This is a genomic window from Cupriavidus sp. FW306-01-F10A (genome assembly GCF_058782785.1).
Map to the genome: position 1 here is coordinate 1 of NZ_JBYSYA010000061.1, position 561 is coordinate 561.

The following is a 561-nucleotide window of genomic DNA, read 5'->3' on the forward strand; positions in this document are numbered from 1 at the left end:
ATGGAGCCCGAGCTGATGCTGCTCGACGAGCCCACGCAGGGCATGGGCCACGAAGACGTGGACCGCGTCACGCAGCTGATCAGGAAGGTCTCGGCGGGCCGCACCATCCTGATGGTGGAACACAACATGAGCGTGGTTTCGTCGATCGCCGACAAGATCACCGTGCTGCAGCGTGGCGCGATCCTGGCCGAAGGCCCGTATGCCGAAGTGTCCAGGGACCCGCGCGTGATGGAGGCCTACATGGGCACCGTCGACGCGGAACTGCAGGGCGCGCACTGAGAGGGCCGGGGAACATATGACGACATCCAACACACCCGCGCTCGAGCTCAAGGGCCTGCACGCCTGGTACGGCGAATCGCACATCCTGCACGGCGTGGATTTGACCGTGAACCGCGGCGAAGTGGTCACGCTGCTGGGCCGCAACGGCGCTGGCCGCACCACCACGCTGCGCGCGATCATGGGACTGACCGGCGCGCGCAAGGGCTCGATCAAGGTCAATGGCCACGAGACCATCAGCCTGCCCACGCACAAGATCGCGCACTACGGCATTGGCTATTGCCC

General features: G+C 65.6%; 2 protein-coding genes. Both read left to right on the top strand.

Going from position 1 to position 561, the window contains the following annotated elements:
* Positions 1–279, top strand: a 279-nt coding sequence (locus tag AC3WLF_RS31340) for an ABC transporter ATP-binding protein C-terminal domain-containing protein (RefSeq protein ID WP_492359312.1), incomplete at its 5' end; no start/stop codon positions are given.
* 16 nt (positions 280–295) lie between these two features.
* A partial coding sequence (locus AC3WLF_RS31345) for an ATP-binding cassette domain-containing protein (RefSeq protein ID WP_492359313.1) occupies positions 296–561 on the top strand: 266 nt, incomplete at its 3' end.